Origin of the sequence: Limnohabitans sp. DM1 (assembly GCF_001269385.1) — a bacterium.
Taxonomy (GTDB): Bacteria; Pseudomonadota; Gammaproteobacteria; order Burkholderiales; family Burkholderiaceae_C; genus Limnohabitans_A.
This window is the reverse complement of sequence record NZ_CXOO01000022.1, coordinates 29,053-55,005: the sequence shown is the minus strand read 5'-3', so window position 1 is coordinate 55,005 and position 25,953 is coordinate 29,053. Positions and strand designations below refer to the sequence as shown.

25 protein-coding genes and 1 tRNA gene are annotated in these 25,953 nt (G+C 60.1%); 14 read left to right on the top strand and 12 right to left on the bottom strand.

The window, feature by feature from the left end:
* The first annotated feature begins 3 nt into the window (after positions 1 to 3).
* The 3 genes from AMM33_RS08055 (at position 4) to AMM33_RS08045 (ending at position 2,182) form a co-directional block, all read left to right on the top strand.
* Positions 4 to 663 (top strand): response regulator, encoded by a 660-nt coding sequence (locus AMM33_RS08055; protein WP_090140235.1) that lies wholly within the window; start codon positions 4 to 6, stop codon positions 661 to 663.
* 54 nt (positions 664 to 717) lie between these two features.
* Positions 718 to 793 (top strand) — tRNA-Phe (locus tag AMM33_RS08050).
* A 231-nt stretch (positions 794 to 1,024) separates the two neighbouring features.
* Complete coding sequence (locus AMM33_RS08045; protein WP_194945332.1) at positions 1,025 to 2,182, top strand: FimV/HubP family polar landmark protein; 1,158 nt, start codon at positions 1,025 to 1,027, stop codon at positions 2,180 to 2,182.
* 31 nt (positions 2,183 to 2,213) lie between these two features.
* Here the strand turns inward: AMM33_RS08045 and AMM33_RS08040 are convergent, their stop codons facing one another.
* Positions 2,214 to 3,461 (bottom strand): sigma 54-interacting transcriptional regulator, encoded by a 1,248-nt coding sequence (locus tag AMM33_RS08040; RefSeq protein WP_255350680.1) that lies wholly within the window; start codon positions 3,459 to 3,461, stop codon positions 2,214 to 2,216.
* Positions 3,462 to 3,911: 450 nt separating this feature from the next.
* Here AMM33_RS08040 and AMM33_RS08035 point away from each other — a divergent pair, with 450 nt between their 5' ends.
* From AMM33_RS08035 to AMM33_RS08005, 7 genes are all read left to right on the top strand, one after another.
* Complete coding sequence (locus AMM33_RS08035) at positions 3,912 to 6,245, top strand: bifunctional salicylyl-CoA 5-hydroxylase/oxidoreductase (RefSeq protein ID WP_090140229.1); 2,334 nt, start codon at positions 3,912 to 3,914, stop codon at positions 6,243 to 6,245.
* Between the two features lies 1 nt (position 6,246).
* Positions 6,247 to 7,035, top strand: a complete 789-nt coding sequence (locus tag AMM33_RS08030; RefSeq protein WP_090140227.1) for an SDR family NAD(P)-dependent oxidoreductase — start codon at positions 6,247 to 6,249, stop codon at positions 7,033 to 7,035.
* On the top strand, positions 7,032 to 7,532 hold the full coding sequence (locus AMM33_RS08025) for a MarR family winged helix-turn-helix transcriptional regulator (RefSeq protein ID WP_090140225.1): 501 nt from the start codon (positions 7,032 to 7,034) through the stop codon (positions 7,530 to 7,532). Before AMM33_RS08030 ends, AMM33_RS08025 begins: the two co-directional genes overlap by 4 nt.
* Positions 7,533 to 7,546: 14 nt before the next feature.
* Positions 7,547 to 8,407: an enoyl-CoA hydratase family protein gene (locus AMM33_RS08020; RefSeq protein ID WP_090140224.1), complete on the top strand. Its 861-nt coding sequence runs from the start codon at positions 7,547 to 7,549 to the stop codon at positions 8,405 to 8,407.
* Positions 8,408 to 8,410: 3 nt separating this feature from the next.
* Positions 8,411 to 9,595, top strand: coding sequence for an acyl-CoA dehydrogenase family protein (locus AMM33_RS08015; protein ID WP_090140222.1), 1,185 nt, complete (start codon positions 8,411 to 8,413; stop codon positions 9,593 to 9,595).
* Between the two features lie 150 nt (positions 9,596 to 9,745).
* Positions 9,746 to 11,416 carry an AMP-binding protein gene (locus AMM33_RS08010; RefSeq protein ID WP_090140534.1) on the top strand — a complete coding sequence of 557 codons (1,671 nt, stop codon included), beginning with the start codon at positions 9,746 to 9,748 and terminating at the stop codon, positions 11,414 to 11,416.
* A 121-nt stretch (positions 11,417 to 11,537) separates the two neighbouring features.
* Positions 11,538 to 11,933: a RidA family protein gene (locus AMM33_RS08005; RefSeq protein ID WP_090140220.1), complete on the top strand. Its 396-nt coding sequence runs from the start codon at positions 11,538 to 11,540 to the stop codon at positions 11,931 to 11,933.
* 134 nt (positions 11,934 to 12,067) lie between these two features.
* Here AMM33_RS08005 and AMM33_RS08000 read toward each other — a convergent pair whose 3' ends face one another.
* From AMM33_RS08000 to AMM33_RS07975, 5 genes are all read right to left on the bottom strand, one after another.
* The gene (locus AMM33_RS08000; protein ID WP_090140219.1) at positions 12,068 to 13,423 is read right to left on the bottom strand and encodes an AlbA family DNA-binding domain-containing protein; all 1,356 of its coding nucleotides are present in this window, start codon (positions 13,421 to 13,423) and stop codon (positions 12,068 to 12,070) included.
* Between the two features lie 88 nt (positions 13,424 to 13,511).
* A complete protein-coding gene (locus AMM33_RS07995; RefSeq protein ID WP_194945330.1) occupies positions 13,512 to 14,165 on the bottom strand; it encodes a hypothetical protein in 654 nt (217 codons plus the stop codon).
* 400 nt (positions 14,166 to 14,565) lie between these two features.
* Positions 14,566 to 14,859, bottom strand: coding sequence for a helix-turn-helix domain-containing protein (locus AMM33_RS07985; protein ID WP_090140212.1), 294 nt, complete (start codon positions 14,857 to 14,859; stop codon positions 14,566 to 14,568).
* 19 nt (positions 14,860 to 14,878) lie between these two features.
* The gene (locus tag AMM33_RS07980; protein WP_090140211.1) at positions 14,879 to 15,334 is read right to left on the bottom strand and encodes a MarR family winged helix-turn-helix transcriptional regulator; all 456 of its coding nucleotides are present in this window, start codon (positions 15,332 to 15,334) and stop codon (positions 14,879 to 14,881) included.
* Entirely contained in the window at positions 15,331 to 15,915 is a 585-nt protein-coding gene (locus tag AMM33_RS07975; protein WP_228768015.1) for a flavin reductase family protein, read from the bottom strand. The genes AMM33_RS07980 and AMM33_RS07975 overlap by 4 nt, the downstream gene beginning before the upstream one ends.
* Positions 15,916 to 15,986: 71 nt before the next feature.
* On the opposite strand from AMM33_RS07975, the gene AMM33_RS07970 reads away from it, so the two are divergent.
* From AMM33_RS07970 to AMM33_RS07955, 4 genes are all read left to right on the top strand, one after another.
* Positions 15,987 to 17,072: a 2,5-dihydroxypyridine 5,6-dioxygenase NicX family protein gene (locus AMM33_RS07970; protein WP_090140532.1), complete on the top strand. Its 1,086-nt coding sequence runs from the start codon at positions 15,987 to 15,989 to the stop codon at positions 17,070 to 17,072.
* 145 nt (positions 17,073 to 17,217) lie between these two features.
* Positions 17,218 to 18,000, top strand: a complete 783-nt coding sequence (locus AMM33_RS07965) for an alpha/beta fold hydrolase (RefSeq protein WP_090140207.1) — start codon at positions 17,218 to 17,220, stop codon at positions 17,998 to 18,000.
* On the top strand, positions 17,997 to 19,265 hold the full coding sequence (locus AMM33_RS07960) for an acyl-CoA dehydrogenase family protein (protein ID WP_369802415.1): 1,269 nt from the start codon (positions 17,997 to 17,999) through the stop codon (positions 19,263 to 19,265). Before AMM33_RS07965 ends, AMM33_RS07960 begins: the two co-directional genes overlap by 4 nt.
* Complete coding sequence (locus tag AMM33_RS07955; RefSeq protein WP_090140205.1) at positions 19,265 to 20,830, top strand: class I adenylate-forming enzyme family protein; 1,566 nt, start codon at positions 19,265 to 19,267, stop codon at positions 20,828 to 20,830. Before AMM33_RS07960 ends, AMM33_RS07955 begins: the two co-directional genes overlap by 1 nt.
* A 320-nt stretch (positions 20,831 to 21,150) precedes the next feature.
* Here AMM33_RS07955 and AMM33_RS07950 read toward each other — a convergent pair whose 3' ends face one another.
* The 6 genes from AMM33_RS07950 to AMM33_RS07925 are packed head-to-tail and all read right to left on the bottom strand — an operon-like array spanning position 21,151 to position 25,921.
* Positions 21,151 to 22,731, bottom strand: a complete 1,581-nt coding sequence (locus AMM33_RS07950) for a GMC family oxidoreductase (RefSeq protein WP_090140203.1) — start codon at positions 22,729 to 22,731, stop codon at positions 21,151 to 21,153.
* A gap of 23 nt (positions 22,732 to 22,754) precedes the next feature.
* Complete coding sequence (locus tag AMM33_RS07945; RefSeq protein WP_228768014.1) at positions 22,755 to 23,309, bottom strand: gluconate 2-dehydrogenase subunit 3 family protein; 555 nt, start codon at positions 23,307 to 23,309, stop codon at positions 22,755 to 22,757.
* Positions 23,306 to 24,013, bottom strand: a complete 708-nt coding sequence (locus AMM33_RS07940) for a lipoate--protein ligase family protein (RefSeq protein WP_090140202.1) — start codon at positions 24,011 to 24,013, stop codon at positions 23,306 to 23,308. The genes AMM33_RS07945 and AMM33_RS07940 overlap by 4 nt, the downstream gene beginning before the upstream one ends.
* Positions 24,010 to 24,645: a 2-oxo acid dehydrogenase subunit E2 gene (locus tag AMM33_RS07935; protein ID WP_090140200.1), complete on the bottom strand. Its 636-nt coding sequence runs from the start codon at positions 24,643 to 24,645 to the stop codon at positions 24,010 to 24,012. Before AMM33_RS07935 ends, AMM33_RS07940 begins: the two co-directional genes overlap by 4 nt.
* Positions 24,642 to 24,884, bottom strand: a complete 243-nt coding sequence (locus tag AMM33_RS07930; protein WP_090140198.1) for a lipoyl domain-containing protein — start codon at positions 24,882 to 24,884, stop codon at positions 24,642 to 24,644. The genes AMM33_RS07935 and AMM33_RS07930 overlap by 4 nt, the downstream gene beginning before the upstream one ends.
* Entirely contained in the window at positions 24,881 to 25,921 is a 1,041-nt protein-coding gene (locus AMM33_RS07925; protein ID WP_053172431.1) for an alpha-ketoacid dehydrogenase subunit beta, read from the bottom strand. The genes AMM33_RS07930 and AMM33_RS07925 overlap by 4 nt, the downstream gene beginning before the upstream one ends.
* Positions 25,922 to 25,953 lie beyond the last annotated feature (32 nt).

The following is a 25,953-nucleotide window of genomic DNA, read 5'->3' as shown; positions in this document are numbered from 1 at the left end:
AATATGGCAAATATTTTGGTGGTGGACGATGAGCTGGGCATACGTGACCTGCTGTCTGAAATCCTGTTCGATGAAGGGCATCAGGTTGAACTGGCCGAGAATGCCGCCCAAGCGCGTGATATTCGCCACCGCATGCGCCCTGACCTGGTGTTGCTGGACATCTGGATGCCTGACACCGATGGCGTCAGTTTGCTCAAAGAGTGGGCCTCATCGGGGTTGCTGACCATGCCCGTGATCATGATGAGTGGTCATGCCACCATTGATACCGCCGTCGATGCCGTCAAGATCGGCGCGCAGGCATTTCTCGAAAAACCCATTACCCTGCAAAAATTGCTTAAAGCGGTTGAGCAAGGTTTGGCGCGTGAGCAAGTTCGCCAAATTGCCACCACCGTCACCTTTCAGTCCACAGCTTTTTACGTGCCGCCCCCCGCACCGAGCGCTGAGGAAAATTTGGGTCCTCAAGAGCGACAGCTTTTCGATCTGGACTGCCCATTGCGCGAGGCGCGTGACACCTTCGAGCGCGCGTACTTCGAGTTTCACCTGACCCATGAAGGCGGCTCCATGACCAAGGTGGCAGAAAAGACGGGCCTGGAGCGCACACACCTGTACCGCAAGCTCAAACAACTCGGCATTGATTTGTCCCGTAGCAAACGCATCGCGTAAAACATGTCTGAAAATTCAGGCCCCCTGTTTTACTCTGCTATAATTCAAAGCTCAGGCCCGGTAGCTCAGTTGGTAGAGCAGCGGATTGAAAATCCGCGTGTCGATGGTTCGATTCCGTCCCAGGCCACCAAACAAAAAGCCGCAGCTTCGCAAGAAGTTGCGGCTTTTTTCTTGGCTTGAGCAGGGCATCACTTCCACGCCATGAGCTGAACCAATGGTATAAATTGTCATTAATGACAAATACATCAATGGTTGATAGCTTGGTTTTTTTGGAAATTGCACTGCGTGCGCTCACAAAACGTGGGGGTGTGCAGTGATGCTGAGCGTGCGCGTCTGTCTGAGCAAAATTGCGGCAAGGCAAATGGGACGTGCCGTTTGCAGTTTGCTGGTCTTGCTTTGCAGCATCTCGTCACATGCCTTTACCTTGGCTGATTTGACGGTTTCATCCAGTCAGTTCACGGTGTTTCATGCCGTATTGCCCTTTTCGCAAACCTTGCCTGGGGCGTCCCGGGAGATTCAGGTTCAAACAGGCTCGCCGAGTGACTATGAACGCTGGGGACTCACGCGGGCCGAAGCCTTGAAATTCATCCGGGCTCGGGTGGTGTTGACCCGGGAAGATGCAGGCTACATTGAATTGGTGTCGGCCGACCCGGTGGCTGAGCAGACCTTTGATTTGCTTTTGTGGGTAAGCCATGGGCAGCAAAAAATGCCGCTGCATTACAAAGTCACAGTGGCAGAAAAGTCCACAGTGAGCAAAGGGGAGGTGATGCTGGTGCCACTGACTGCACCGCTGCCCGCATCCAATAAGCCACTGCCCAATAATTTCGTGCAGGCGAACTTGCCCTCAATATCCCGAAATGTGGAGACAAACAGTGTGCCGGCCAGCGCTCCAATTGGAAAATTTTCAACGGTGACTGCTTCGGCCAATGCGGCTGATGGCGCCCCCAAAGCTCAAGACACCTTGACGCTTTCACCATTGGTCGCTGAGCCGAACCCGACGGAAGAAACGATGCCGGATGACTTGAAGTCTCAGACAGAGGGGCCTTTTGTGACGGTGCTCATGCCTCATTTGAGCCTGTCCAAAACAGAATTGATGGTCTGGTTGGCACTGGTATGCAGCGCATTGCTGCTCTTGGGGTTTTTGTTGGGGCGTCAGCACTGGGGGCGTCGGCTAGATGCGCCAAACACCGAGCCGGAGTCGCAGTCGCCCGAGCTGAATGTGCCTGTGCGCAGTGCAAGACCTGCGCATGAGGTGAGTTCTCATGCATTTACTCAAGAGGCCAAGGTGGCAGATAACGTGCGCCCCATACCTACACGTCCGACGCTGGTGGTTGACAGCGCACGCAAGACCCGTGCTTCGCCACCCAGAACCGTGGCCGAAGACCGCCTCAATCTGGCGAAAATTTACCTGAGCATGGGCGATGCAACCACCGCCAAATCGGTGTTGGACGAAGTCATTGCCGAAGGCTCCGAGCCCGAAACCACCCAAGCACTCAAGCTCATCCAGGAAATGGTCTGATGCCAGTTCTCGCCAAGGCCGTCTGCAGTGGTCAATGCTTGAGCTTGCGATACAGCGTGCGCAAGGTCACGCCTGCAATGTCGGCCGCTTTTTTCTTGTCGCCGTTGCAGTAATCCACCAGCCGCGCAATGTAATCGCGCTCCTGCGCTTTCAGGGCCGTGAATGGCCCCATGCTTTCGTCTTCAGACTCCATGTCCGCAACCCTGGCTTGCCAACTCGGGGGTTGAGGCGGGGCTTGAACCTGGCGTGAGCGGATGTCGGCCACCTTGGCCGATGGCCATGCAGGTTCAGCCACGGGTTGAGCAGGCGCAGTTTGGGGTCCGATGTGGTAAGTCGTGCTGGCGTAAGCGGAATGACTGGCCCCCTGAAAAATCGATTGCTGAGCCCCTACTTGTTGCTCGGGCTGGGCGAATGCCGGTGGATTGTTCTGGGCCTGATCCAGGTAGCCATTGAAGTCGGGCAGCATGGAGCGTTGCGATTTTTTTTCGATGACCCGCTCTGATTTGCTAGAAGGCGTGCCCGCATGAATGGCTTGCACCACCTGTAGGCCTGAATAGCACTGGGCCTCGAAGGTGCCCACCAGGCGGTGGATGATGTTGCGCAACTCCAGGATGTTGGCCGTGTACTTGTGGTGACAAAGCACCTCCATGGCCTCGGGACTGACCTGTTTGTGGCGCCCCCCGGGAATCTCTTGCAAGATGGAATTGACCAGGTCAGCGATGTCCTCGCGACGCTCATTGAGGGAGGGCGTGCGTATGGTCAAAGTGTTGATGTGGTGCAGCAAATCATTGCGGAACTTGCCATGCTCCACCATGGCCATCAGGTCCTGGCTGGACGAGGTGATCAGGCGGAAATCGCTGTTGTAGGTGTCGCTGGAGTTGACGGGGGAATAGGTGTTGCTTTCCATCAGACGCAGCAGCAGGGTCTGGCTGGCGGGCGGCAATTCACCGACCTCATGCAGGTAAAGCGTGCCGCCCTCGGCCAGAGACACGGCGCCTTGGCGCAACTGGTGGTTGAAGGGGTTGAGTGAACCCAGGATCTCCAGCTCGAACTTGGTTTCCTTGATGCCCAGGCAATCGATTTGCACAAAGTTGTGTCCGCTGCGAGCGCTGACGTTGTGTACCGTGGTGGCCGACTGTCGCTTGCCTGTACCCACCTCGCCAGCCAGCAGTACGGGGTCATCCGTTTGACTGGCCATGTGCAGGCGTCGAACGAAGCCATGAAAGGCAGCACTTGTGGGTCGCTTGGCAACCGCCAGGACGGAATGGTCAGAGGTCATGGGGGGCATGCAGCTCACACACGTGTTATTGGTTTTGTCACTATTGACAAATTTTAATCGTCGCAACAAAAAAAGTAAGGGGTTTTAAATTGAATATGTGGCGTACAAGCCATGGTGTGAATGCGAACGGCCAAAGTCAAAGACAAAAAACAAAACAAACGGCGTGAAGTGATTTGGTATTCATGAATTTGGGGTTGAAGCTGTTTATGGGTTTGTTGGGGAGGGTAGGTCGGTGATCGGGGAGTCCGACGTGAAACGCGCATCGTCAACGCTCGCCATGCGGCAGGGTCTGGGGAGCAAACGTCGGGGTCTTCGACCACCGACCTGAAAATTCATCTTCGCAAGGGTTAACACCTGATTGACAGCAGGGTGGCTGAAGGAAATACTTCAAACTTGAAATATCAAGGTCTTAATCAATTCGGACGAAGGTCAGAGGCGAAAGGTTTAGCTATGAAAATCGTGTGCATTGGCGGTGGTCCTTCCGGGTTGTACTTCGCGTTGCTGATGAAAAAACTCGGCCCGCACCACGACATCACCGTGGTAGAGCGTAACAAGCCCTACGACACTTTTGGTTGGGGTGTGGTGTTTTCTGACCAGACGCTGGAGAACATGCGCCAGTGGGACATCGAGACCGCCAACGAAGTGCAGCAGGCCTTCAACCACTGGGACGACATCGAGCTGCACTTCAAGGACCGCGTGATCCGATCGGGCGGCCACGGCTTTGTAGGCATCGGCCGTAAGAAGCTGCTCAACATCCTGCAGGCGCGCTGCGAGCAATTGGGTGTGAAGCTGATGTTTGAGCAGGACGCGCAGTCCGATCTGGACTTCCCCGACGCCGACCTGATCATCGCCAGCGATGGCATTAACTCTCGCGTGCGCAGCCGCTTGCCCGAGATCTTCCAGCCCGATATCGTGACGCGACCCAACCGCTACATCTGGCTGGGCACGAATCGGCAGTACGACGCCTTCACCTTTCTGTTCGAGAAGACAGAACACGGTTGGTTCCAGGCGCACGTCTACAAGTTCGACAACCAGACTTCCACCTTCATTGTCGAGTGCCCCGAGCATGTGTGGCTGGCACATGGCCTGGACAAGGCCGACCAGGATGCGTCGATTGCCTTCTGTGAAAAACTCTTTGCCAAGAACCTGCAAGGCGAAAAGCTGATGACCAACGCCCGCCACCTGCGCGGCTCGGCGTGGCTCAACTTCCAGCGCGTCAAGTGCGCCAACTGGTCGCACTTCAACGGCAACAGCCATGTGGTGCTGATGGGCGATGCGGTGCACACCGCCCACTTTGCGATTGGCTCGGGCACCAAGCTCGCACTGGAAGACGCGATTGAGTTGGTGCGCCAGTTCAAGACGCTGGGCGACACCGCCGACCGGATCCCCGAAGTGCTGAAACATTACCAAGCCGTGCGCGAGATCGACGTGATCCGACTGCAAAACGCGGCCTGGAACGCGATGGAATGGTTCGAGGTCTGTGGCGAGCGCTACTGTGACCAGCTTGAGCCCGAGCAGTTCATGTACTCCATGCTCACGCGCAGCCAGCGCATCAGCCACGAGAATTTGCGCTTGCGCGACAAGGCCTGGCTCGAAGGTTACGAGGCCTGGTTTGCAGGGCGCACGGCCATGCCGGGCATTCGCCCCCCCATGTTCACGCCTTACACCTTGCGCTCGGTCACGCTCAAGAACCGTGTGGTGGTGTCACCCATGGCGCAATACATGGCGGTGGACGGTCGTGCAGGCGATGACCACCTGGTGCACCTGGGCGCACGCGCCATGGGCGGCGCAGGCTTGGTGATGGTCGAGATGACCGCACCAAGTGCCGATGGGCGCATCACGCACGGCTGCCCGGGTCTGTGGAATGACCAGCAGACCCACGACTTTGCCAAGATTGTGGACTGGGTGCACGCCAAGTCTGACGCGAAAATCGGCCTGCAGATTGGCCATGCCGGCCCCAAAGGATCGACCTGCCGCCCCTGGCAAGGGCCGGGCATGGACCAGCCTGTGCCCGCAGACGATGCAGAAGGCAACTGGCCGCTCATCGCGGCATCGGCCATCCCCTATTTGCCCCATGGCGATGTGCCCCGTGCCATGTCGCGTGAGGACATGGACCGCGTGACCGCAGAATTCGTGGCCAGCACCCAGCGCGCTGCGCAAGCGGGGTTTGATTGGATGGAGTTGCACTGTGCCCACGGCTACTTGCTGTCGAGCTTCATCAGCCCGCTCACCAACCAACGCAACGACGAATACGGCGGCTCGCTCGAAAACCGCCTGCGTTACCCACTCGAAGTGTTTGCCGCCGTGCGTGCCGCATGGCCCAAAGACCTGCCCATGTCGGTGCGGATTTCGGCGCACGACTGGGTTGAGGGTGGCATCACGCCGACCGACGCGGTCGAGATTGCCCGCGCCTTCAAGGCCGCAGGCGCCGACATGATCGATTGCTCATCGGGCCAGGTCAGTGCGCAACAAAAGCCCACTTACGGCCGCATGTACCAAACCCCGTTTGCAGACCGCATCCGACAAGAAGCGGGCATCGCCACCATCGCAGTGGGGGCCATCTCTGAGGCCGACCACGTCAACAGCATCTTGGCCGCTGGCCGCGCCGATCTGTGCGCTGTGGCCCGCCCGCACCTGGCCAATCCAGCATGGACCTTGACCGAAGCCGCACGAATTGGTTTCAAAGACATCGCCTGGCCACGCGCTTACGTGTCGGGCAAGCCGCAACTCGAAGCCGGGTTTGCCCGCGAGCGCGCACAGCAATCGGCGACCAAAGGGGACTGAGATGCAAGGTCGCCATGCCCTCATCACCGGCGCGGGCGCGGGCATCGGTGCGGCCATCGCACTGGCACTCGCCCAGGCGGGTTGTCGCCTGACACTGTGCGGTCGCTCGCAAGGCACGCTGCACGCGCAAGCCGAAGCCCTGCGCGCGCAAGTGCCCGATGTGGCAGTGTTGATTGCGCCCATGGACGTGGCCGATGAACACGCCGTGCAAGCGGCGGTGCAGCAAGCACAGGTCCGCTTGGGCCCGGTGAACATCTTGGTCAACAACGCGGGCCAAGCGCACAGCGCGCCCTTTGCCAAGACCGATGCCGCCATGTGGCAGCAGATGCTGAACGTCAACCTCACAGGCACCTACCACTGCATTCAGGCGGTGCTGCCCGGCATGCTCGAGGCAGCGCAAGCAGGCACGCCCGGGCGCATCGTCAACATCGCCAGCACAGCGGGCCTCAAAGGCTATGCCTACGTGAGCGCCTATGTCGCGGCCAAGCACGGCGTGGTGGGCCTCACCAAGGCCTTGGCGCTGGAGTTGGCGCGCAAAGGCGTGACGGTGAACGCGATTTGTCCCGGCTACACCGAGACCGACATCGTGCGTGAAGCCGTGCAGAACATTGTGGCCAAAACGGGCAAGAGCGAGGCCGAAGCGCGCCAAGCGCTGGCCGCCAGCAACCCGCAGCAGCGCCTGGTGCAACCGCACGAAGTGGCGCAAAGCGTGTTGTGGCTGTGCGCGGCGGGCAGCGACGCGATCAACGGCCAGGCGATTGCCATCGACGGTGGAGAGCTGGCAGGATGAATGCGCGCCACACCGACATGGAGGTGCGCGCCCACGCCGACCACCACGCCTCGCTGCGGCTGTGGTTGCGCCTGCTCTCGGCCACCACCCGCATCGAAGACACCATCCGCCAACGCTTGCGCGAGCAGTTCGGCATCACGCTGCCGCGCTTTGACCTGATGGCCCAACTCGAAAGAGAAGCGCAAGGCCTGTCCATGGGGGAGCTTTCGCGCCGCATGATGGTCACGGGTGGCAACGTCACCAGCATCGTGGACCAACTGGAAAAAGAACAACTCGTGCAGCGGCAACCCCAGCCCGGGGACCGACGTGCGTATGCGGTGCACCTGACGCCAGCGGGTCGCGAGGCTTTCGCCGCCATGGCCACTGCCCATGAAAGCTGGGTGGTCGAGTTGCTGTCGCCCCTGCCCGCGCAGCAGCAAGAACAACTGCACCAATTGTTGGGCACCCTGAAAACCGGTCAACCCAGCCCACCCCCCATCCACCCCCACCCGGAATGAACCGAGGAGAACCCATGAGCACACGCTACTTGCCCGGCCAGTCGCACCAGCTGCCACGCCACAACCAGCCCATGGCGGGGTACCAGCCAGAACACTTCCTGTTGGCCGTCAAAGACGGTGTGGCCACCGTCAGCCTGAACCGCCCCGAGCGCAAGAACCCGCTGTCGTTTGATTCTTACGCCGAGCTGCGCAACTTTTTCCGCGCTTTGCCTTATGCGCCCGATGTGCATGCCGTGGTCATCACGGGTGAGGGCGGCAACTTTTGCTCAGGTGGTGATGTACACGAGATCATCGGCCCGCTCACAAAGCTCGACATGCCTGGCCTCTTGACCTTCACCCGCATGACGGGCGACTTGGTCAAGGCTATGCGCGCTTGCCCCCAGCCCATCATCGCGGCGATCGACGGCGTGTGCGCGGGCGCTGGCGCGATCCTGGCCATGGCGTCTGACTTGCGCTACGGCACCGAGCGCAGCAAGACCTATTTCCTGTTCAACAAGGTCGGCTTGGCCGGTTGCGACATGGGCGCGTGCGCACTTTTGCCGCGCATCATCGGCCAGGGGCGTGCGAGCGAGTTGCTGTTTACAGGGCGCGGACTGGGCGCGCTGGAGGCTGAACGTTGGGGCTTTTACAACCGGGTGTGCGGCGCAGACGAGGTGCTGGGCGAGGCACAAGCCATGGCCGCCCAATTGGCCGCTGGCCCCACTTTTGCCAACGGCATGACCAAAAAAATGCTGCAGCAGGAATGGAACATGGGCGTGGACGAAGCCATCGAGGCCGAAGCCCAGGCCCAAGCCATCTGCATGGCCACCAACGACTTCCACCGGGCGTACCACGCCTTTGTGGCCAAGCAAACGCCCGTGTTTGAAGGGGACTGAGCCATGTCAAATCACACAGCCAATCACCCGCCAGAACTCGACTGGCCTTTCTTTGACAACAGCCACCGCGACTTCAAAGTGCGGCTGGACGCTTGGTGCCAAGAGCACCTTGCCCACGCCCATCACGACGAAAGCCGCGACGCGGTGGACGCCGAATGCATCCGTCTGGTGCGCCTGCTGGGCAGCGGCGGTTGGCTCAAGCACGCAGTGTCCGGCACGGCCTACGGCGCCGCATCGGACGTGATCGACACCCGCCAGCTCTGCCTGCTGCGCGAAACACTGGCTTTTCACAACGGCTTGTCGGACTTCGCGTTTGCCATGCAGGGCTTGGGCACAGGCGCCATCAGCCTCATGGGCACAGCCGATCAAAAGCAGCGCTACCTGGCGCGTGTGGCGTCGGGCCAGGCCTTGAGCGCCTTTGCCTTGAGCGAACCCGATGCAGGCTCCGACGTAGCCGCCATGCAGTGCAGCGCCACGCCCGCGGCAGACGGCTATGTGCTCAACGGACGCAAGACCTGGATCAGCAACGGCGGCATTGCCGACTTTTATGTGGTGTTCGCCCGCACAGGCGAAGCGCCTGGCGCACGCGGCATCACGGCTTTCATTGTCGATGCGGATACGCCCGGTCTGTCGATTGAAGAACGGATTGACGTGGTCGCGCCCCACCCGCTGGCCACGCTCAAGTTTGACAACTGCAAGGTCGCTGCGAACCAGCGCATTGGTGAAGCGGGCCAAGGCTTCAAGGTCGCCATGGCCACGCTCGATGTGTTCCGCACCTCGGTGGCGGCGGCCGCTTTGGGCTTTGGGCGGCGTGCGTTGCACGAGTCCATCAGCTGGGCGCGTTCGCGCAAGATGTTTGGCCAGAGCTTGGGCGACTTTCAGATCACCCAGACCAAGATCGCGCAGATGGCCACCCTGCTGGACGCGGCCACGCTTTTGACGTATCGCGCCGCGTGGCTGCGCGACCAAGGCGGTCGCATCACCCGCGAAGCGGCCATGGCCAAGATGACCGCTACCGAAAACGCCCAACAGATCATCGACATGGCGGTGCAGATGCACGGCGGCATGGGCGTCAAAAAAGGCGTGATGGTGGAGTCGCTGTACCGCGAGATTCGGGCGTTGCGCATTTACGAAGGCGCCACCGAAGTGCAGCAGCTGATCATCGGCAAGGATGTGTTGAAAGGTTGAATACAGGTGCCCCTGCTTCTGTAGGAGCCCACCCCGTGGGCGATGGGCGTGGCACACGCCCTGAAAAAAACCATCGCCCACGGGGTGGGCTCCTACAAAACAGCCAAGGGACTCACTGTCCATGACCGGATCGAAAAAAACGGAGAAGACATGAACGACTGGAACACACTTATACCGAGCACGCATGTGGATGCTTTCACACGCGACCGCTTGCCACCGCCCGAGCAGTGGCCCGTGTTCATCGCCAACCGGCCCGAGCTGGACTATCCCTACACACTGAACTGCGCGATGGAATTGGTCGACCGCCATGTGAGTGCAGGCCGAGGCGATCGCATCGCGCTGCATGGCGTGAGCGACTTCAACAAGGGCGGTGGCGACTTCAGCTGGACGTATGCGCAGTTGCAAGACAAGAGCAACCGCATCGCCCAGGTGCTGACCCAAGACATGGGCCTCTTGCCCGGTAACCGCATTTTGCTGCGCGGCGGCAACAGCCCCATGATGGCCGCTTGCTTGCTGGGCGCGCTCAAGGCGGGCCTGGTGGCGGTGCCCACCATGCCGCTGCTGCGTGCGGGCGAGTTGGCACAGATCATCGACAAAGCGCAGGTCAGCGCTGCGCTTTGCGACAGCCTGCTGGCCGACGAACTGCAGCACTGCATGACGCCCGGTCACGCCAGCCACATGGCCAGCTTGCAGCAACTGGTGCAGTTTCGCAGCGATGCCCCTGATGGCCTGGAACAGCGCATGGTGCAGCAAAGTGTCGCGTACACCGCCCACCCCACCAGCCGCGACGACGTGTGCCTGATTGCGTTTACAAGTGGCACGACAGGCAAGCCCAAAGGCACCATGCACTTCCACCGCGATGTGCTGGCCATGTGCGATTTGTTCCCGCGCCACATCTTGCAAATTAATGAAAACGATGTGGTGTGCGGCACGCCGCCCATCGCCTTCACCTTCGGGCTAGGTGGTCTGCTGGCGTTTCCGCTGCGCTATGGCGCGAGCACCGTGCTGCTCGAAAAGCACACGCCCGAGACCTTGATGCAGACCATTGCCAAGTACCGCGCCACTCAGTGCTACACCGCGCCCACCATGTATCGCCAGATGGCAATGCTGGCCAAAGGCGTTGATCTGTCGAGCCTCAAGCACCCTGTCTCGGCAGGCGAGGCCTTGCCCGACGCCACCCGCCAGCTGTGGAAGCAGGCCACGGGCATCGAGATGACCGACGGCATTGGCGGCACCGAGGTGATCCACATCTACATCTCGAGCGCGGGCGCTCAAGTGCGCCCCGGCAGCATCGGCCAAGTGGTGCCCGGCTATGTGGCGCAGATCGTGGGCGACGACATGCAGCCCGTGCCACCCGGCACCGTGGGGCGACTGGCGGTGCGCGGCCCCACAGGCTGCAAATACCTGGCCGACCCGCGCCAGCAAGACTATGTGAAAGATGGCTGGAACCTGCCGGGCGACACCTTTGTCATGGACGCCGACGGCTACTTCAGCTACCAGGCGCGCAACGACGACATGATCATCTCGGCAGGCTACAACATCGCAGGCCCCGAGGTGGAAGGCGCTTTGCTGCAACACCCGGCCGTGGCCGAGTGCGGCGTGGTCGGCATGCCCGACGAAGACCGTGGCCACATCGTGCAGGCCTATGTGGTGCTCAAGCCCGGCCACACGGGCGATGCGGCCATGGAAAAAGCCTTGCAAGAGCACGTCAAGCAAACCATCGCCCCGTTCAAATACCCGCGGAAGGTGATTTTCTTGGACGCCTTGCCCCGCACCGAAACCGGCAAACTGCAGCGCTTCAAGCTGCGTCAAATGGATTGATCGCAACCCGAAGCAGGCTCTTTGTAGGAGCTTACCCTGCAAGCGATGGCGTGCAAACCAACATCGCCAGCAGGGCAGGCCCCTACAAAGACAGATGAACACTTTTATGGAAAGAAACCCCATGTTCAACATCCTCCAACCCGAAGGCTGGGCACCCGCCAAAGGCTATGCCAACGGCATCGAAGCGCGCGGCCGAATGGTGTTCGTCGCGGGCATGATCGGCTGGAACGGGCAGGCTCAATTCGAGACCGACGACTTCGTGGCCCAGTGCCGCCAAGCCCTGCAAAACATCGTCGACACGCTGGCGTGCGCAGGAGCAGGCCCACAGCACATGGCCCGCATGACCTGGTACGTCAAAGACAAGAAGGAATACCTCGCACGCGGCCGCGAGCTGGGCAAGGTTTATCAGGAAGTCATCGGCAAGAACTACCCGGCCATGACGCTGGTGCAAGTGGCCGATCTGGTGGAAGATCGGGCGCTGGTTGAGATTGAGGTCACGGCGGTGGTGCCGGACTGAATTTAAAAGGTCTTAGTGAGAAGCTGCAGAAGGCCTAGATCGATCGGCAGGTTTAGGCTGTGAGCCAACCACGTGAAGCCGGAACCAAGGACGGGAGTCGACCCTCTGCTGACGATCACAAAATCACAATGTGATTAGTAGTGGTTTTTCATCATCTCACCCAATTCCTCCTTGTACATGGAATCAGGGGGAGTGAAAAAATCAAAGTGCTCATATAGGGTGTGAGTGAGGGCTTTCACGACGTCAGGCAGCAGATCTCTGATTGCAGATGCGGGAAATTGTCCGGTAGTTTGGATGTCGTTTTGCGATGATTTGTAGGTTCCAGCCAAGAATCGCCGCATATTGTGGACGAACAGTTTTCTATCCTTAAGACCATGCCACTCACAGCTAATGGCTAACTCGAAATCAGGTTCAAAAGTTGTCGACCCAATCTCCACGACTCTGAGTAGAAACTCACCCAATCGCCAGATGGGGAGGGTCGCCTCAAAGAGGGTGCCGGCCGCTCCTAAGCCCTTGTTGGGATCAAGCGAGTCTTCCTGATACCCGCGAAGCAAGAAGAAGTTTCCATTGGAGTCGATGCGCCAAAAGTCAGCGTGACCAACATCGGGATATTTCGTATCAGCGAGCCAAGTTTCAATACAACCGTCCACAAGTTTTGGGCGAGTCTTGTCCTGATGTAGAGTTATAAAGGCTGGCCATCCCGTGTAGCGTCTAGCTGAACTGTTGGTTTGAAGGATAGACTGAGTTGTCGAATTCGTAGGCTTGCCAATCAGCCGTGCTGCGAAGTGGTAATGACCAAGACTTATTGCCGCCGGATGTTCCTTTGGAAGGGATTCGTTCAAGGAATTCCATCGCGTCACTGCCGCCGCGACGAATTCGTTCAAGCGATCCAACTCCGAAGGTTGAGAAGCAATACCGAAATCTGAAGCGCTTGGAAGAATGCTACGCAAGAGTCCAACTATCTCTTCGCGTTGATTGGCCACTGCTCGACGTAGGAGTCCATCCCACTCCGCCGCGGTCAGGGGACCACGACTCTCAGGACCAGGCGCGCGGATGTAGTACACGTGCTGCTTCAGCGATCCGCCAGCTGTAGCGCTGTCAGATCGGACAGGTACCTTAGAACGCCCAAGTACGCGTACGAGTGGGTACTCAAGATCGGTTTCAGGGTGGCGCTGCAATGTAACCTCGACGCTAAAGGTCGGCTCGGCTCTTTTTTTGACAATGGCATTGATCGCGTCCGTCAGGAAGGATTCGAGCGAAGCGGGCCGATTGCAGTCAGGCACCAGCTTTTTGTTCGAGTCTTCAGAGTACCCAAAAAGAAGGAACCCTCCGCCGTGATTTTCGAGCGCGATTAGCGCTTTCGCGACCGTGCCTTGGGCCTCACTGTCCGTAAGGTCAAGCCACTGCTTGACCTCAAAGTCTAGAGTTTCCCTTGGACTGAGCAACCAATCCTCAAAGCGCGAATTTATGTCTCGATTAAGCATGTGCATGTAGTGGCAAGAACCCCTGTGAAGGCTTTAATTGACAGTGACTGGCATCCGGAATCGGCAATGCGCCGTATCAAACAACTGGAAGTGGCTATTTGATCTTGGAACTTGGCGTTTTCATTAAATCGTCCGAACAAGCCAGAAATTCATCTACTGCCGCGTTAGTTCGTTTGCGGATAGGTTGTCCATCAGAACCCATCTCGGTATCGATTACCGTCAAGTCAAGATTGAACAGCACATCCTGTTGACCGGGCTTCCTATTGAACCCTACAACCAATTGTTTTTTCTCCGCAATTCCGGCATAGGCGGCAATGACTTCATCGTCAAGTGCACCGACAAAAAGGGCAAAGCCGTTGTTTTCTGCTTCCTGTCGTATTGCCTTTTTGGGTGCCCGACTATTCGGCCCACGAATAAACGCATTGGCAGGTGCGAATCCGTTGGTGTAGCCTAAGCCGTCGAATATGCCTACCTTCAACATATATGCGAGACCTGTCACCGAGTGTGGCCGCAAGTAAAAGGAACCTACTAATTTGACCGGAGCACCTTTCATAGTGGTGAAGTCACGCTTTAGAGCACCAAACTCCAAACCGCACGCAGTTAATGAACCGTCAGCAGACTCACGGTGGGGTATCACGTAAATTGTCCCTTCCAAGCGCTGGGCTAGTTGCGCTATATCTGCGGCGGGTTGAGCAGCAGCGCCCAAGATCGTTAACCCAAAAAGTGCTGAAAGGGCGATATGCCTCATGTTTTTCCCCTGATTTGTCCTTAATCTTAATCTACGCATATGCAAGATTGGAACAAATACCGCCCGGGTCCAAACAACAACCTCAAAATCCCAAAATCAAATCAGCGCCCCCCGCACTGCCATGCGTCGCAATCAAGCTTTCCAACATGAGTTTGAGTTGATGGGTCGGATCCGACTCCAAAACCGAGACCACCTGCGCTTCGTGCGCTTTGGCTTGCTTCAGCAGGGGTTGCACTTTGCGCCGACTTGTAGCCGTGAGGCTCACTAGGCTTTGCTGTTTATCGTGTGCGGCATCGCAACGCTTGACCCACCCGGCGTCTTGTATGCGGCCCACCAACTTGGTCGCGGGAAGGTGCTTAGATTTGTATCGTCGACTTGCTAAAGAATGGGTCGAATTTTTTTATTGCAATGCTTGCATCACCGCTGTTGGATTGCGATCAATCACAGTGAGCAATACCAGCGATGCGCCGCTGGGCGAGCGGTCGCCACGCTCCCAATGACGCAGTGTGGCGACTGAAAAACCAAATTGCGCAGCAAACTGTTCTTGAGTCATATTCAGTCGCTCTCGCAGGTCCAACACATTGACGGCATGAGGCTGGTACAGCTTTACGCCAGTGGTTTCTGTGTCTTTGGTCTTGGCATGTGCAATGGCCTCAGTCAAGCCTTGTTGGATGCTCTTGAATGCGTGGGTCATGTGTGTTCCCTTTCAATATTCAAAGCAAATTTCCACCAGCACTTGTATGCGCCGCAATCAATCTCTCCAACATGAGCTTGAGTTGATGCGCTGGGTCTGCACCCAAAGCTGACACCACCTGCGCCTCGTGTGCTTTGGCTTGCTTCAGCAGGGGCTGCACTTTGCGCCGGCCTGCTGCCGTGAGGCTGACCAGGCTTTGGCGTTTGTCATGTGCGGCGTCGCAGCGCTTGACCCACCCGGCGTCTTGCATACGGCCCACCAACTTGGTCACGGTGGGTTGTTTGGCCAGCACGATGCTGGCGAGTTCGTTGATGCTCAAACTGTCTTTGCCCGACAGGCTGGCCATGACGCGCCACTCCATCAGGGAGAGGCCACTGGCCTCGACCACGGCGTGGAATTCGCTCGAAATCAAATGGCTGGCGCGTGCCAGCAAGTAAGCCAGGTAGTCGTCGACAAAGCCTGCCGAGTTGGTCATGGCAGAGGATGGGGCAGAGGCGTGGTGGTGCTGAACTGCCCGCCTTGGTAGACCAGCGGTGTCGTTTCATCGCTGAAACCGCAGCGTTCCACCTCACCCACAAAAATCACATGGTCGCCTTCTTCGTGGCGGCTGCGGTTGTGGCATTCAAACCAGGCCAGCGCCCCAGTCAATATGGGCAAACCCGACTCGCCCAGCTGGTAAGCGGTGTCGGCAAAGCGGTCGCCTTTGCCGAAGGCAAAACGGTTGCAGACATCCAGCTGATCGGCGGCCAGCACGTTCACCACGTAATGCGTGCCCGCATGGAACAGCGGTGCGCTGCTGGCGCCTTGCCCCAGGCTCCACAGCACCAGCGGCGGTGTGAGTGACACCGAGTTGAATGAACTGGCGGTGATGCCCACAAAGCTGCTGCTGGCCGAATCGCCCTTGTGTGCGCCTGGTGCGAACGTGGTGATGACGGTCACCCCCGTGGCAAAGCGCGACAGGGCTTGCTTGAAATGCGGCGTTTCAAAGTCTGGACTCAGCGCTTTGATGTGAGATGGGGGGGCTTGGTGCATGGGTGGATGATAGTTGAATTGCATGAATTTTCATATAAACTGACCATTCATGTCTGCAGGTGAACCGTTCAGAGCTGCAGGCCAAGGAGACAAGCATGCTGGTGGAACGAATCGAAAACAGGTGGCTCGCGGCGTTTACCCGCACCTTCACGCTGTGCAAGGTGCAGCCTGGCGAAGTGGTCGCTATTTTGGCCGAAACCCAATCACGCCGGGTCAACGTGGACTTGGCCCGCCTCGCGCTGGAGGCCATGGGCGCTCGTGTGTTTGAGGTGACGTTGACCACGCCTGCACTGACAGCGCCCGCGCCCGTGCGTTCCACAGGTGCGAGTGACGCTATTGGGCAACTCGGCCCCGTGGTGGCAGCATTGGCCCGCGCCGACATGGTGGTGGACTGCACCGTCGAAGGCCTGCTGCACGCGCCCGAGTTGCCGACCATCATGAAGGGCGTGGACGGCCACATGCCGCGTCTGCTCATGGTGTCCAACGAGCATCCTGAAATTTTGGAGCGCACCGTGCCCGATCCGGCGCTCGAAGGCGTGGTGCGTGCCGCCATGAAGAAGCTGCGCGGCACACAACAAATGCACGTCACGTCTGCCGCAGGCACCGACCTGCGGGTGAACCTGAAACATGGCGACAAACAAGCGGTGGTGGGTGGTGTGTGGGGCTTTTGCCCCAAGCCGGGCATGGTCTCTCACTGGCCTGCCGGGCTGGCGTTGGCTTTCCCCGCAGCGGGCAGTGTCAACGGCACATTGGTCATGGCCCCGGGTGATGTGAACCTGACTTTCAAAAGCTATTTGCGCGACACGATCCGCCTGACCATCGAGAACGACAGCGTGGTCGACATCGAGGGGCAGGGCGTGGACGTGGACATGATGCGCGGCTACTGGAAAGCCTGGGAAGACGCCGAGGGCCACCGCGCCGCTTATGCCGTCTCGCATGTGGGCTTTGGCCTGAACCCGGCGGCGCGTTGGGATGCCATGGCGTTCTACGACAAGCGCGACTGCAATGGCACCGAGCTGCGCGCCTTTGCGGGCAACTTTTTGTATTCGACTGGGGCCAACGAAGTCGCGGGCCGCCACACGTTGGGCCACTTTGACCTGCCCATGCGCGGCTGCACCATCCGGCTCGACGATACGGTGGTGGTTGATACGGGAGTGGTTCAAACGGATGCACTTTCATGAGGCTGCACGCACGCGCTTTCCTGAATCCATGTGGGAGCGAGCCCCCGCTCGCGAATGCAGGGCGGAGCTACTTTAAACATTCGGCCGCAGGGGCGGCCTCCCACATCAAAGCCGCAAAGCGACAGATTTTTAGGTGGTATTTCTGATGAATACGCCAGCCTTCACCGACGTGGGCCTGCCCTCGCAGCCTGCTGTGGTGTTTTTGCACGGCGTGGGCGGTGGCAGGCAGGGCTGGGAAGCGCAACAAGCGCATGTGGCTGCCTTGGGCTGGCGCAGCCTGGCCTGGGACATGCCCGGTTATGGCGACAGCCTCATGGTCATCCCCTATGACTTCGCGCACCTGGCGCAAGCCCTCTGGCAGATGCTGGACGCAGCAGGCATAGAACAAGCCGTGTTGGTGGGCCACAGCATGGGCGCCATGGTCGCCCTGCAAGCCTGGACGCAAAAGCCTGAGCGCATCCGTGGCCTGCTGCTGGCCGCCAGCAGCCCGGCTTTTGGCCACAGCGACGGCGATTTTCAAAAGCAGTTTTTGGCGCAGCGCCTGGCCCCGCTGGAAGCGGGCAAAACCATGGGCGACATCGCCGACAAGCTGATCCCCACCATGGCCGCGCCCGGTGGCGATGCCGCCCAGTTGATCCCGGCGCACCAAAGCATGTCGGCTGTGCCGCCCGCCACCTACCGCGCCGCGCTGCATGCGCTGGTGCAGTTTGAGCAACGCGCCGCTTTGCCCATCATCACCGTGCCCGTGTTGTGCCTGGCCGCAGAACATGACCGCACCGCCCCGCCTACCGTGATGGAACGCATGGCGCAAAAGATCCCCGGTGCGCGCTACGCCTGCCTGGCCGGGGCAGGGCATTTGCTGCATTACGAACAGCCCGAGGCGTTCAACGCCGAACTCGAAAAATTCCTGAAGGACGTGAAACCATGACCGACGTGCAAGCCCCCTCTCAACCAGACGTCATGCCCATCTGTGGCGACGATTACCCCCTGACCGAGAAGCAGCAAAAGCTGATGGCTTTGGCGCGGCAACTCGGCCGCGAGAAGTTCGCCCCCCGTGCTGCGCAGCTCGACCGCGACGCCCAGTTCCCGTTTGCCAACTACGACGACATGCGCGACTCGGGCCTGCTGGCGTTGTGCGTGCCCGAAGCGCATGGCGGCCAGGGTGCCGATTACGCCACCTATGCCATGGTCTCGGCCGAGATCGGTCGCTACTGCGGCGCCACCGCGCTCACCTTCAACATGCACGTCTGCACCATGCTTTGGAGTGGTCTTCTGTCAGAAGACCTGGAGATGACGCCCGAGCAACGCGCCAGCCACCGCAGCCATCAGGCCACCCACTTTGCGCGGGTGGTGAAAGACGGCGCGATTTACGCGCAGCCTTTCTCGGAAGGTGGTGCAGCTGCTGCGGGCGCACAACCCTTCGGCACCCTCGCCGTCAAGGTCGATGGCGGCTGGAAGATCAATGGTAAAAAAATCTTCGCATCCCTGTCGGACGCGGCCGATTACTTTGGCGTGCTCTGCACCGAGAAAAAAGAGGGCGCTGACCTCTCGCGCCGCGACACCTTGTACCTGGCCATACCCCGCACAGCGCCGGGCCTGACGATCGAAGGCGATTGGGACCCGTTGGGCATGCGCGCCACGGTGTCGCGCAATTTGATTTTCAAAGACGTGTTTGTGCCCGACGACGCAGCGCTCATGCCGCAAGGCCTGTACTTCCAGGCGGCCAGCCGCTGGCCACACATGTTCATGACGCTCTCGCCCACGTATATGGGCATCGCACAAGCGGCGTACGACTTCACCGTGGCTTATTTGCGTGGCGAGATTCCGGGCACGGGCCCCGTCAAGCGTCGCCAGTTCGCGACCAAGCAGATCGCCGTGGCCGAGATGTTCATCAAGCTCGAACAAACCCGCAACCTCTTCTTGCGCGCCATCGAAGACGCCAAGGTGGACCCGAGCAAGTCCACCCGCCTGCGCGCCTATGCCGCGCAGTACACCATCATGGAAAACGCGCAAGACATTGCCCGTTTGGCGATCCGCACCTGCGGCGGCCAGTCCATGCTCAAAAGCCTGCCGCTGGAGCGCCTCTACCGCGATGCACGTTGCGGCTCGCTCATGCTGCCCTGGACGGCCGAGCTGTGCATGGACCGCATTGGCCGTGAAGCCCTGTACGAACCCGGCGAAAAAGACGAGTGATGTTGGGCGACGAAACCAGCCCCCTCGCGGCCCGCTTTGAGCAGCTGGCGCAGGACTGCGGCACGCAGCCCGCCATGACCTTCCGGGGTGATGAGCGCAAGGCCAATCAGACGGGTGACAGCACCTTCACCTACGACTTTGCCAAGTTCTGGCGGCGCGTGGCACGCGTCACCGCGCACCTGCAGTCCACCTGGGGCGTGCAGCCGGGTGACCGTGTGGCCTGGCTGGGTTTCAACCACGAGATGCAGTTGGTCACGCTGGTGGCTTGTGCCCGTTTGGGTGCGGTGTTTTTGCCGCTCAACTTTCGTCTGGCGGTGGCAGAGTTGCATCAGGTCATGCAAGACGCCCAGCCGCGCCTGCTGGTGCACGACAGCCACCATGCCGATGCCGCTCATGCGCTGCAAGGCGCAGGCCTGCAGCACACGCACCACGACAACCTGATCGCCACCGCCTCGCCTCGCGCCTTGCTTCGGCCCGCCGTGCATGGCGACTTGCCGCTGCTGCTGGTCTACACCTCGGGCACGACGGGCGTGCCCAAGGGCGCAGTGCACACACAAGCCGCGCTGTTGGCCAATGCCCGCGCCAGTGCCTGGGCGCATGAGTTTCGCCCTGCGGGGCCGAACAACAATCCACCCGGCGACAAGGTGCTGTCCACCTTGCCCATGTTCCATGTGGGCGGCTTGTGCATCCAGACCCTGCCCGCGCTGCTGGCGGGGGTGGAGGTGGTGCTGCACCCGCGCTTTGACCCGACGGCTTGGCTGGGTGAAATGCAAACGAGCCGCCCCACACTGTCGCTCTTGGTGCCCGCCACCATGCGCGCCGTGTTTGAACACCCGCGCTGGGCCGACACTTCGCTGGCTTGCCTGCGCGGCATCATGACCGGCTCGTCCACTGTGCCTGTGGCTTACATCGAAACCCTGCACGCACGCGGCGTGCCCGTGGGCCAGGTCTATGGCACCACCGAGACGGGGCCTGTGTCCATCGTGCTGCGCCTGCCCGATGCCATGGCCCGCTTGGGCGCATCCGGCTGGCCGCACCCGCAAGCGCAGGTCAAACTCATCGACGCCCAAGGCCAGGAAGTCGGCCCCGGAGAGACGGGCGAAGTCTGCATCCGCGCCACCAACCTGATGCGCGGCTACTGGCGTGCCGACTGCCAGCCCAATACGGGATTGCAGGACGGCTGGTTCCACTCCGGTGACTTGGGCCAGCGTGCCGAAGACGGCTGCATCACCATCGTGGGCCGCAGCAAAGACATGATCATCTCGGGTGGCGAAAACATCTACCCGGCCGAAATCGAAAACCAGCTCGTCACCTTGCCCGGCGTGGCCGAGAACGCGGTGGTCGGCGTGGCCGATGCCCGCTGGGGCGAAGTGCCCGTGGCGGTGCTGGTGCGCAGCCCAGACCCCGCAGGGCAGGCCCTGACGGCCGAAGCCGTGCTGCAACACCTGCAAAGCCGCATCGCCCGCTTCAAGCTGCCGCGCCGCGTGGTGTTCATGGACAGCCTGCCCAAGAGTGCTTTGGGCAAGGTGCTCAAGCCCCAGCTGCAACAGCTTTTGCAGGGGTGAACGACGGGCGTTAGTGATCCGGCACCATGAAGTTTGATCTGTAGGAGCTGCGCCCTGCGCGCGATGGGCGTTGGTGGTCTGCGGGCCATCGCGCACGGGGTGCTGCTCCTACAAAGCCCATTCAAAACCCATGAGCAAGCTCCGCCTTAGCGATGTGTGGTGGGCTGCAAGTTTGATTGCGGCGAGGGCACCGCTCCAACAAAAAAAGCATTGATGCAAACATCATCGGGCCGGATCAATAGGCCCATTGCTGGATCACACACGGGGGCCTTGAATGGCCAGCCACGGTGTGATCCAGCAAGGGTTTGCCGAGCAGGCCCTCAAAGGTCCCGGCGTTTCATCGCGTTTTCAATGAAACCGGCTTGCCGAATGGCCAGGGCCACGATGGTCAGGGTCGGGTTGCAGGCGCCGCTGGACGTGAATTGGCTGCCGTCCGAGACAAAGAGGTTTTTGATGTCGTGCGCCTGACCGTGGCGGTTGACCACCCCGTCACGGGCTTTTTCACTCATGCGGTTGGTGCCCATGTTGTGGCTGGCCGGGTAAGGCGGCATGTCGATCACACGCTTGGCCCCCACGGCTTCGGACAAAGCACGCCATTGCTTGAGGCCGTGGCTGGCGAGCCGATCATCGTTGGCGGTGTAGGTCTTGGTGACGACGGGGACGGGCAGACCATATTGGTCTTTTACCGTGGCGTGCAGGGTGATGCGGTTGTCCGCCATGGCCTGGTCTTCTCCGCATACCCAGACGCAGGTCATGTGGTCGTACAAATCAATGGCCGATGTGAAATCGCGCCCCCAACCGCCCGGTTGCATGAAGGCCGCCATGAAGGGCAGGCCCAGAGACAAACCTTCGAGGTAGTAACCACCATTGAAGCCGCGTGATGCGTCATGTCGTGCTTCATCGGCCACCACTGCACCAATAGAGGTGCCACGGTACATGTAGACCGGTTTGTCATAAATCGACGCCGCTGCCGCTGTGGCGTGGTTCATGTAATTGCGCCCCACCTGGCCGGACGAGTTGGCCAAACCGTCACGGAACATGCTGGAGGCCGAGTTCAGCAAGAGGCGTGGCGACTCAATCGAGTTGCCTGCGACACAAACGATGCGCGCTTTCTGGAAATGCTGCTTGCCGTTTTTGTCGGCATACAGCACGCCCGTGGCTTTGCCCTGTGCGTCATGTTCAATGCGCAGGGCCATGGACTGCGGGCGCAGCTCGACCTTGCCGGTGCCCAGGGCATCCGGAATGTCTGCATACAGGGTGGACCATTTCGCGCCGATCTTGCAGCCTTGCATGCAAAAGCCGATTTGCTGGCAACCGGGGCGGTGCTGGTAGGCCTGCGAGTTGATGGCCATGGGGCGCACGATGTTTTTGTAGCCGATCTTGCGCGCTCCGGCAGCGATGACCTTGTAGTGGTTGTTTTCGGGCAGCATGGGCAATCCGCTGGCAGCTGTGCCCGTGACGCCCAATTTCTTTTCGGCCAGCTCATAAAAGGGGGCCATTTCAGCGTAATCCACAGGCCAATCCATCACTTGCGTGCCCGCTTGTTCGCCATAGGTGCTGCGGGTTTTGAATTCGTGCGGCTGAAAGCGCAAGGCAAGGCCTGCCCAGTGGACAGATGAACCACCGACGCCCTTGACGATCCAGGCGGGCAGGCCGGGGTAGGTCTTGGTGTGGTGCCAGCCACCGGCCGAGATGCGCTTGTCCAGCCAGGAAATTTTGTTGAACATGCCCCATTCGTCGTTGTCGATATCGGCCTGGGTGTAGTGTTTGCCCGCCTCCAGAATCACGCAGTTGATGCCTTTTTGGGCCAACTCATTGGCCAGGGTTCCGCCGCCCGCGCCGGAGCCGACGATGACCACGACGCTGTCGTCGTTGAGGCTGAATTGTGTGGGTGTTGCCATGTGTTTGTCTCCTTTAAAGTGGCTCAAAGCCAGTTGATGTCGTTGAAGCCACGGTTGACGTAACCGACCTTTTGCCAAGATGAGCCTTCGTAGCCCAACATGGGCCAGACCTGCTTGTTGTCGTAAAGACCTGTGACCATGTCGCCGCGAATTTTTTGAAAGAAAGGCGACTGCTCCATGCCTTTGAGCACGCTGACGCGATCGGCTTCTTTTGGAATTGCGGCGTAGCTGCTGCCAAAGCGGCGCTTGGCTTGCGCGTCCAGTTCTGCCACGCCGTCGGCGATCATTTTTTTCAGTGCCGCGTCTTTGGCCGAGGCTTTCTCATGGGCCATCAGCGCTTGCAGGTAATAGCGGTCGGCGAGCTTGTCGTGCGGATAAATGTCGCGTGCCATGCGCAGCAGCGTGGCCCCGGTTTGGCTGCCCAGTACCTTGAAGGACGCTGCGTGCAAAGCTGTTGGGGCCATGCTCAGCGCCGAGATAGGCACGACGCTCATGCCGGCAGCACCGGCGAGAAAGCTCCGGCGCTGCACTTGGGGCAGTTTGTCGAGGACACGCATAGAAGGTTTTTGAGTGCTCATAAAGTCTCCTGAGGTAAAAATGAATGGAGTGCTTCTTGCACGGCCAAAGCCAGTGCAGGAAACACATCGTGGGCCGTGACCGCGTGGCCCCCATGCGCACTGATCGAAGTCGTTGCGCATTCAAGGTGCATGGCGTCTGTCAGGGGTTTGCCCATGGCTTGGCACAGCAGTGCCCAGTCGGGCGGGCTCACCAAAACACCGGCGGTCAGCAACACGCCCGTGCTTCGGCGGACCTGGGCGAGACCGACGAGCTTTCGCCCATCGGCCACGACTTCCCAGGGGGACAAGCCTGCAAAACAGGCCCAATGTGGGGGCTTGGGCGCGTGCTTGGCCAGGGCTTGCGCGGGCACCCCCCAACTGCTTTGCAAGGCTGTGGCCAGGCTCTCGCCCAACCAGCGGTAGCTGCTCAAAATCCCTGAGCTGACAGCCGGGTGGTCAGGCGGCAGCATGACCGACAGGCTCAGCATCCAGGGACCCGTCAGCACCGCGCCGCCACCGGCATGGCGCACCAGCGCGGGTATGGGGCTGTCGGGCAGTTGCGCCAAGCTGGCGCGTTGCCCACAGCCCAGCACCAAAGCGGGTTCCGTGTAGCGCCAAAAGCGCGTGATGGGTTGCGTCACCAGCGTGCTCAGTTGCTGCTCGTTCCAGCGCTGTTCCTCTGCCGCAGACACCGTCAGGCAATCGACTGGCCAGTCGCGCTTCATGGCAGGACTCCTGCTTCCAGTCGCTTGCGCAAGTCGGCCAGGAACAAGGCGGCAGGGTGACCATCCACAGCGCGGTGATCGAACACCAAAATCATGGACATCATGGGCGCCATCACGATCTGGCCGTCACGCACCACGGGGGTGTCCAGCGTGCGGCCGATGCCCAAAATGCCCACTTGGGGTGGATTGAGAATCGGCGTGAACCAGTCAATGCCCGTGGCGCCCAGATTCGTCACCGTGAAGCTGCCGCCTTGGTAGGCCTTGGGCGGCAAGCTTTGCTGGCGTGCTGCTGCGGCCAATTCCCGAACCTGCTGCGCCATGTCGGTCAGTGACCTGGCCGCCGCGTTGCGGATCACAGGCACAGCCAAGCCTTCTGCCAGCGCGACGGCCATCCCCAGATTCACCACGCTCTGCGGTGCGATGCCCTCGGGGGTCAGCCACGCGTTGAGTGCGGGGTGATCCCGCAAAGCGCCTGCGACCGCGCTGAGCACCTGGGGCGTGATGCCGACTTGTTGGCCCAGGCAGGCCGACATGTCGACTTCCATGGTCATGGCCACGCGAGGGGCTTGCCAGCCCAAGGTCATGTTGCGCGCAATCGCACCTCGCATGCCTTTGAGGGGAATGACGCTCATGACAGCTCAATCAGTGTGGTGCCGCGTGCGAAAGTCTCCTCGACCTGAACGCAAATGCGTTGCACGGTGCCGGCCACGGGGGCCGTGATTTCATGGCTGGACTTGACCAGAACCACGCTGCCCAGCACTTGACCTGCCGTCACCGTGTCTTGTTCTTTGACTCGCCATTCTTCCACCAGGGCTTCGGTGCCCTCATCCACGTCGGCCCACAATTCGGCGGGCAAGGTCACGGCGTTCATGCGGCCACCTTCACTTTCGGCGCCACCATCAAGGCTTGTGCCTGCTGCACGATGTTGGCCACTTGCGGAATGACGAATTGTTCCAGCGGACGGCTGTAGGGAATCGGCACATCGGGCACGGCCAAGCGCCGCACAGGTGTTTTGAGGGTGAGGATGTCCAGGTTTTCGGCCACCAGTGCGGCGATCTCGCCCGACAGACCAAAGCTCAAATAGTCTTCATCGGCCACCAGCAGACGCCCCGTCTTGCTGACCGAGGCCAAGATGGTTTCGCGGTCCAGGGGCACCACGGTGCGCAAATCCACAATCTCGGCGTCGATGCCCTGTGCGGCCAGGGTTTCGGCGGCCAGCACCGCTTTTTGCACCATCTGGCTGAGCGTGACGATCGTCACATCGCGGCCTTCGCGCACGACCTTGGCCTTGCCGAATGGGATGGTGTAAGCCTCTTGCGGCACCTCGTTGGTGCTGCCCTCCAGGTAGGACATCCAGGGCAGGCCCATGATGCCTTTGTGGAACATGAAGACCACGGGGTTGTTGTCCCGAATGGCCTGCGTCATCAAACCCTTGGCGTCATAGGCGTTGGAGGGCACCACCACCTTAAGGCCCGGCATGTGGGCAAATGTGGCGTACAGGCATTGCGAGTGCTGCGCCGCATCGTTGTAGCCGCCGCCAATGGCCGTCATCAGCACCATGGGCAGCTGGATGTTGCCACCGGCCATGTAGGTGTTTTTGGCCATGTGGTTGTAGATCATGTCCATGCACACGCCAAAGAAGTCGACAAACATCAATTCGGCAATCGGGCGCATGCCTTCTGCCGCCGCACCGATGGCCGCGCCAATGAAGCCGGTTTCAGAGATGGGCGTGTCCATGATGCGGTCTTTGCCAAACTTGTCGAGCAGGCCGCCGGTGGCACCGAAGATGCCGCCGTACTTGCCGACGTCTTCGCCGAGCACAAAGACTTCTGCGTCGCGCTCCATCTCCTGGCCAATGGCTTCGGAGATGGCTTGGGCCATGGTGAGCTTGCGGGTGGGTTGGGTCATGAAGGACTCCTGAAATGTGAGGGGGTGTGGGG